This is a genomic window from Deinococcus pimensis DSM 21231 (assembly GCF_000519345.1).
Classification (GTDB): Bacteria; Deinococcota; Deinococci; order Deinococcales; family Deinococcaceae; genus Deinococcus_A; species Deinococcus_A pimensis.
Genome location: NZ_KI912654.1, coordinates 17,831 through 24,323 on the forward strand (window position 1 = coordinate 17,831; position 6,493 = coordinate 24,323).

9 protein-coding genes are annotated in these 6,493 nt (G+C 69.7%); 4 read left to right on the plus strand and 5 right to left on the minus strand.

Annotation, left to right across the window (positions count from 1 at the left end):
• The coding region (locus DEIPI_RS31440) for a PTS mannitol transporter subunit IIA (RefSeq protein WP_045234416.1) at positions 1–302 on the minus strand (302 nt) is incomplete at its 3' end.
• 170 nt (positions 303–472) lie between these two features.
• On the opposite strand from DEIPI_RS31440, the gene DEIPI_RS0114855 reads away from it, so the two are divergent.
• The 4 genes from DEIPI_RS0114855 (at position 473) to DEIPI_RS0114870 (ending at position 2,873) form a co-directional block, all read left to right on the plus strand.
• Complete coding sequence (locus DEIPI_RS0114855; protein WP_027482278.1) at positions 473–1,246, plus strand: DeoR/GlpR family DNA-binding transcription regulator; 774 nt, start codon at positions 473–475, stop codon at positions 1,244–1,246.
• 70 nt (positions 1,247–1,316) lie between these two features.
• The gene (locus DEIPI_RS0114860; protein WP_027482279.1) at positions 1,317–1,721 is read left to right on the plus strand and encodes a helix-turn-helix domain-containing protein; all 405 of its coding nucleotides are present in this window, start codon (positions 1,317–1,319) and stop codon (positions 1,719–1,721) included.
• Positions 1,722–1,923: 202 nt separating this feature from the next.
• Complete coding sequence (locus tag DEIPI_RS0114865) at positions 1,924–2,301, plus strand: antitoxin Xre/MbcA/ParS toxin-binding domain-containing protein (protein WP_027482280.1); 378 nt, start codon at positions 1,924–1,926, stop codon at positions 2,299–2,301.
• Positions 2,298–2,873 (plus strand): RES family NAD+ phosphorylase, encoded by a 576-nt coding sequence (locus DEIPI_RS0114870; RefSeq protein ID WP_027482281.1) that lies wholly within the window; start codon positions 2,298–2,300, stop codon positions 2,871–2,873. The genes DEIPI_RS0114865 and DEIPI_RS0114870 overlap by 4 nt, the downstream gene beginning before the upstream one ends.
• A gap of 44 nt (positions 2,874–2,917) precedes the next feature.
• Here DEIPI_RS0114870 and rhaS read toward each other — a convergent pair whose 3' ends face one another.
• The 4 genes from rhaS to DEIPI_RS31445 form a co-directional block, all read right to left on the minus strand.
• Positions 2,918–3,925, minus strand: a complete 1,008-nt coding sequence (gene rhaS, locus DEIPI_RS0114875; RefSeq protein ID WP_045234417.1) for a rhamnose ABC transporter substrate-binding protein — start codon at positions 3,923–3,925, stop codon at positions 2,918–2,920.
• Between the two features lie 72 nt (positions 3,926–3,997).
• Complete coding sequence (locus DEIPI_RS0114880; RefSeq protein ID WP_027482283.1) at positions 3,998–5,008, minus strand: ABC transporter permease; 1,011 nt, start codon at positions 5,006–5,008, stop codon at positions 3,998–4,000.
• Complete coding sequence (locus DEIPI_RS0114885) at positions 5,005–6,027, minus strand: ABC transporter permease (RefSeq protein ID WP_027482284.1); 1,023 nt, start codon at positions 6,025–6,027, stop codon at positions 5,005–5,007. The genes DEIPI_RS0114880 and DEIPI_RS0114885 overlap by 4 nt, the downstream gene beginning before the upstream one ends.
• Positions 6,024–6,493, minus strand: a 470-nt coding sequence (locus tag DEIPI_RS31445; protein ID WP_157463723.1) for an ATP-binding cassette domain-containing protein, incomplete at its 5' end; no start/stop codon positions are given. The genes DEIPI_RS0114885 and DEIPI_RS31445, both read right to left, overlap by 4 nt.

Genomic DNA, 6,493 nt, shown 5'->3' on the forward strand with positions numbered 1-6,493 from the left:
GCGATGCCCACGACGAGGCGCACGCGCTCGCCGCCCTCGCCCCAGGCGACGCCCTCGGGGAGCTGCACGACGGCGATGCCGGTGCGGCGCACGAGGTGGCGGGTGGCGGGCGTGCCGTGCGGGATGGCGATGCCCGCGCCGAGGTACGTGTTGGCCTGCGTCTCGCGGTCGAGCATGCCCTGCAGATAGGAGGGTTCGATGTTCCCGTTCGCGGCGAGGAGCCCGGCGGCCTGCGCGATGGCGTCGCCCTTGTCGCGCGCGTGCGCGCCGAGGCGGATGAGTTGTCGTGGGAGTTCGGTCATGCGCTGCCCTTTCCCGGGGCGCGGTGCTCGCGCCGCCCGTCTGACGCTTCCTGACGATCCGTGATTGATTTTGAGCGATTTAGATCATAGCTGATGGAGTTCCGGATGACAAGCGACCGACGATGAGCGGAATTGAGCGAATCCGGGCGTCCGGGCTAGGATGGAGGCACATGACGGCCCCCCTCGCCGAAGAGCGCCTCACGCGGATCCTCGACCTCATCGCCCGTCACGGGACCCTGCGCACCACCGCCATCACCGAGCAGCTCGGCGTGAGCGGTGCCACCGCCCGCCGCGACCTCGACGTCCTCGCCCAGCGCGGCCTCGTCCGCAAGGTCCACGGCGGCGCCACGCTCGTCAGCCAGGACCAGCAGTACCGCGACCGCCAGCAGCAGGAGCGCCCCGCGAAGGCCGCGCTCGCCCGCGCCGCCGTCACGCTGCTCGAACCCGGCCAGACCGTCTATCTCGACGCGGGCACCACCGCCCGGCAGGTCGCGCTCGCCCTGCGAGGCACGCCCACGCTCACCCGCACCCTGCGCGTCGTCACGCACGCCGTCGACGTGGCGTACGAGCTCAACGGCGAGTGCCACCTCTACGTCGTGGGCGGCGAGACCTACGGCAGCACCTACAGCCTCACCGGCCCCGACGCCCTGGAGACCATCGCGCGCTACTCCTACGACGTGTTCGTCGCGGGCTGCACCAGCATCGACCCCGCGCGTGGTCTCACGAACAGCAACATCGTGGAGGCCCGGCAGAAGACCGCCGTGATGCGGCAGGCCCGCCGCACCGTCCTCGTCGCGGATCACGGCAAGTGGGGCCACGCGGGCTTCGCGACCTTCGCCCGGCTCGGGGACGTGGACACCTGGGTGACCGACACCGCGCCCGCGGGCGCCCGCGCCGCCTTCGAGGAGGCCGGAGCGCGCGTCGTGGAGGCCGAACCGGCGTGAACTTCCAATGTGATGATCGGAAAAAGCAGATTTTGCGGGTTTTGCGGTAAAATGTCGTGAGGAGGAGCATATGTCGCACGAGCCACACAGCCTGCTGACCATCACAGAGGTCGCCCAGAGACTGCATGTCAGCGACGACACGGTCCGCCGTCAGATTCGCGAGGGCGACCTCGAAGCCGTCCAGATCGGCACCACCCCGAAGGGCCGCCCCAGGCTCCGCGTTCCCGCCGCCGCCGTGGAGCGGAAGCTCCGTCAGCGTGTCGCTCACCCGACCCCGTCGCTCGAGCGACTCCGTGAGGTCTTCTCGGTCCTCACCGACGAGCAGAAGGAGGCGCTCATCGACGAGGCCGTCCTCTGGGCACGCGAGACGCAGGAACGGCAGACCGCCGGTTCGCCCGAACTGCCCGAACCGACCAGGGACGAGCTCCAACGCAGATTCGCCGGGCGACTCGCCACGAAGAAGCGAGCAGGTTGAAAGATGCCCGGACGCCTCATCCCGGACGTCAACGTACTGCTGAGCGGGGCCACGAGCGAACGTGGTCCCGCTTCGCTTCTCCCGTCGTCCGTCACCGCGTCTGACGACAGGAGTGTCTTCCGGAAGCGTCGATCATACTGTCCTCCAGGACTCACGCAGGACGAAAACAGGACATAATAGAGTCAGGAGGAGGGACAGGAACATGACTCAGCTGCTTCGTCACGCGCTCACACCCGCCCGCAACCCGCAGAACGGCCGTCTCGACGCGCGGCGGCTCGGCACCTACCTCGGACTCAACGTCACCGAGGTCGCGCGCATCCTGCACCGCGACCCGAGCGGCCTACGCCGCCGGCCCGACAGTGACACGCTGCAGGCCCCGATGACCGAGATCGAACGACTCGCCGTCCGCGTTCGTGAACTCACGGGCGACGAGGGCTACACCCGGATGTGGTTCCACACGCCCAACCCCGCACTGGGCGGAAGCACGCCCCTCCAGCACCTCGCACACGGCACCCCCGGAGATCTGCACGCGCTGCTTGACCGCGTCGAGCGCGATCTCGAACGAGGTCAGTACACTTGATCCGCCATGACACCGACCTGCGGCACGCCCTGTCCGGCGTGCCGCTCTCCAGCTGGACCGGACCCCTTCACCGCAGTGTGGCCGGACGGTACCTCCGTAGCCTCGCGTCCGTCAGGGGCAGCTTGAAGGCCGACAATCGCTACACCCGTGCCGGGACCTGCGCCGCCCTGTACACCTCGCACTATCCGGACCTGGCTCTGCTGGAAGTGATGCAGGGAAGTACCTTCAACGAAGCCTTTCCCGGCGCGACGTCCGCCGTACACGTCACCTTCAACGTGCGAGTGGACCTGACCGACGTGCTCGATCTCACGCACGGCGACGTGCAGGAAGCGCTCGAAACGAATCTTCAGGAGCTCACCGGCGAGTGGAAGGCCATGAACGCTCGCGGCCTCGACGCTCCGACGCAACGCCTCGGGAGAATCGCGTTCGAGTCAAGGCAGGTACAGGCCATCCGTTACCCCAGCAGGGTACAGCCGCACCGCGCGAACATGCTGATCTTCAAGGACCGCGTTTCCACACCGCTCGTTCCGGCAGGTCTTCCACGGGACTTTCCCGACCAGGAACCGCTCTGAAGTGAAGGGCCGCCGCGTGTTCGCGGCGGCCCTTCCCGGTCGGCTCAGAAGTTGAACTTGTCGATGTTGCTCTTGTCGAACACCGTGAGCGGCCCGAGGGTGACCACGCCGCCCTTGCCGATCGTGCGCTCCCCGAGCTTGCCCGCCCTGAACTTCTCGCCTTCCTTGCCGCTGATCTGCCCGCTCGCGAGCGCCCCGGCGGTGTACGCGGCGAGGTAGCCGAGGTCCTCGGGGTTCCACAGCGCGAAGGCCTGCACGGTGCCGTCCTTCACGAACTGCCGCATCTGGTTGGGCGTGCCGAGGCCGGTGAGCTGCACCTTGCCCTTGTAGGGGCTGGTTGACAGGTAGCGCGCGGCGGCGCTGATGCCCACCGTGGTGGGCGAGATGATGCCCTTGAGGTTCGGGTAGGCCTGCAGCAGGCCCTGCGTCTCCTGGAAGGACTTCTGGTCGTCGTCGTTGCCGTACGCGATCTTGACGAGCTTGATCTTGGCGTACTCGGGCTTCTTGAGCTCGTCCTGCATGATCGCGATCCACGCGTTCTGGTTCGTGGCGTTCGGCGTGGCGGACAGGATGGCGATCTCGCCCTCCCCGCCGATCTGCTTCGCGATGAGCTTCACCTCGTCCCGCGCGATGGTGTCGGTGCTGGCCTGACTGACGAACACGTTGCGTCCGCCCGCCGCGACGTCGCTGTCGTACGTCACGACCTTCACGCCCTGCTGCATGGCGCGCTTGAGGTACGGCACGAGCGCGTTCTGGTCGCTGGCGCTCAGCACGATGACGTTCTGGCGCTGCGAGAGCAGGGTGTTGATGTAGCTGACCTGACTGCTGGCGCCCGCGTCGCTCGGACCGACCTGCTTGCCGACCGCCGCGATCTCCTTGAGGGCCGACTGGCCGCCCTTCCAGGCGGTGGTGAAGTACGGGTTGTTCACCTGCTTGGGCAGGAAGGCGATCTTGAGGCCCTTCTTCATCGCGGGCGCCTGGGCGACGCCCACGGTCGCGCCGAGGCCGAGAACGAGGGTGAGGGCAGTCAGAAGCGCGGTGCGGTGTTGCATGAGGTCCTCCTGGGGACGTGGGATGCGGGGTCGGTCTGCGGCAGGGGCGGACGACGCGGGGGCTTCAGGTGGTCACGTCGTCTCTCCTTTCACGCCCGCGGCGGCGCGCCGTCTCTCGCTCCCGGCGCGCACGCGGGCCGCGACGTTCGGGCCGAGGACGCTGAGGATCAGCAGCAGTCCGGTGACGATGGTGAGGATCTCGTTGGGCACGTCGGCGAGGGTGAGCGCGTTGTTGATCACGCCGATGAGGAACACCGCCGCGATCACGCCGATCACGCTCCCGCGCCCGCCGAAGATGCTGACGCCGCCGAGCAGGACCGCCGCGATGACGGAGAGCTCGAAGCCGACGGCGTTGTCCGCGCGGGCGCTGGAGAAGCGGAAGGTGTACACGACCGCCGCGAAGGCGCTCATCAGGCCCGAGAGGACGAACAGCGTGAGCTTCACGCGTTCCACGCGCAGGCCGCTGAAGCGGGCGGCGAGCTCGCTCGCGCCGATCGCGTACAGGGACCGCCCGAAGGGCGTGGCGTGCAGCGCGACGGCGACGATCACGGCGAGCACCACGAACGCCACGATGGGAATCGGGATCTGCGTGCCGGGCACGACGCCGAAGCCGAGGTTCGTCCACAGCGGCGGAAAGTCCGCGACGGCGCGGTCCCCGAGCAGCGCGTAGGCGAGGCCGCGGTACAGCGCGAGCGTGCCGATCGTGACGGCGAGGCTGGGCAGTCCGAGCCGCGTGACGAGCACGCCGTTGAGGAGCCCGGCGAGCGCGCCGAGCGCGAGCGTCGCGAGGATCGCGAGGGGCATCGGGACCTGCGCAGCCCACAGCACGCCGAGCAGGGCGCTGCACATCCCGAGCGTGGACGCGATGGAGAGGTCGATCTCGGCGGCGATCACGACGAGCGTCATCGTGAGGGCCATCAGGGCGACCTCCACGAGGTTCGCGGTGAGGTTCGAGAGGTTCGCGGCGGTGAAAAAGGCGTCGTTGAGCCGCGACCCGATCAGGAGGGCGAGGACGAGCAGGCCGATCACCATGGCCTCCCAGCCGAGGTTGACGCGGGGGGTGCGGGCGGGGGGCGTGGTCACCGCTGGCTCCTTTCCTGCAGGGCGCGCGCCGCGCGGCGCGCGAGGACGATGTCGACGCTGATGGCGAGCAGCAGCAGCGCGCCCTGGATGGCCTGCTGCCAGAAGGCGGGCGCGCGCAGCGTCACGAGGGCCGACGCGATCGCGCCGAGCAGCAGCGCGCCCGTGCCCGCCCCGAGGAGCGTGCCGACGCCGCCGCCTATGCTCACCCCGCCCACCACGGCCGCCGCGATGACCTGAAGTTCCAGGCCCGTGCCGGCGGCGGCGTCCACGGTGCCGTAGCGCGCGAGGTACAGCACGCCCGCGAGTCCCGCGATGGCGCCCGAGAGGACGAAGCCCGTCATGACGCGCCGCGTCACGTCGATGCCGGCGAGGACCGCCGCGTCCACGTTGCTGCCGACCGCGTAGTACTCGCGTCCGCCCCGGTAGGAGCGCAGGTAGACCGCGAAGACGACCATCACGGCCAGCACGAGCAGCGCGAGGGTGGGCACGCCGAGGACGCTGCCCGTCGCGAGGTGGCTGAAGGCGGCGGGCAGGTTGCTCGCGTTGATCTGGCCGCCCTGCACGACCGCGTAGTCCACGCCGCGGAAGACGTAGAGCGTCCCGAGCGTCGCGACGAGCGCCGGGACCCGACCGTACGCGACGAGCAGCCCGTTGACCGCGCCGAGCAGCGCGCCCATCACGACGCCCGCGAGCAGCACGACCGGCACGGGCAGGCCGGGATTCGCGACGAACAGGGAGCCCGACAGGAACGCCGTGAGCCCGACGACGCTCGAAACGCTGAGGTCCACGTGCTTCATCAGCAGCACGAGCGTCTGGCCCACCACGACGAGCGCGATGATGGAGACGTTGAGGAGCAGGTCCCGCAGACTCTGCGGGGCGACGAAGCGCGGGTTGACGGCGCTCGTCGCCGCGACGAGCGCGAGCAGGATCAGCACGAGGCTCGCCTCGCGCGCCCGGAAGAGCCGTTCGAGCAGGTTCGCGCGCCGCGCGGGCGAGGACTCCGTCACCTGGGTGGTCACGCGGCACCGCCCACGGTGGGCCGCTGGCCCGTCGCGAGGTACATGACGCTCTCCTCGGTGGCTTCCGTGCGCGGGAGCTCACCGACGAGCTCGCCCTCGCGCATCACGAGGACGCGGTCGGCCATGCCGAGCACCTCCGGGAGGTCGCTGCTGATCATCAGCACGGCGAGGCCGCCGCGCGCGAGCTCCGCGAGGGTGCGGTGCACCTCGGCCTTGGCGCCCACGTCGATGCCGCGCGTGGGTTCGTCCACGATGAGGACGGCGGGGTTCGTGGCGAGCCACTTGGCCAGCACCACCTTCTGCTGGTTGCCGCCCGAGAGGGTGCTGACGGCGTCCGTGAGGCGGTGCGCCTTGAGCCGCAGGCGACTCGTCCAGTCGCGCGCGGTGCTGGCCTCCAGCGCGCGGTCCATCAGGCCCGCGCGCCGCAGGCGGCCCAGCACGGCGAGGGTGGCGTTGCGCTCGATGC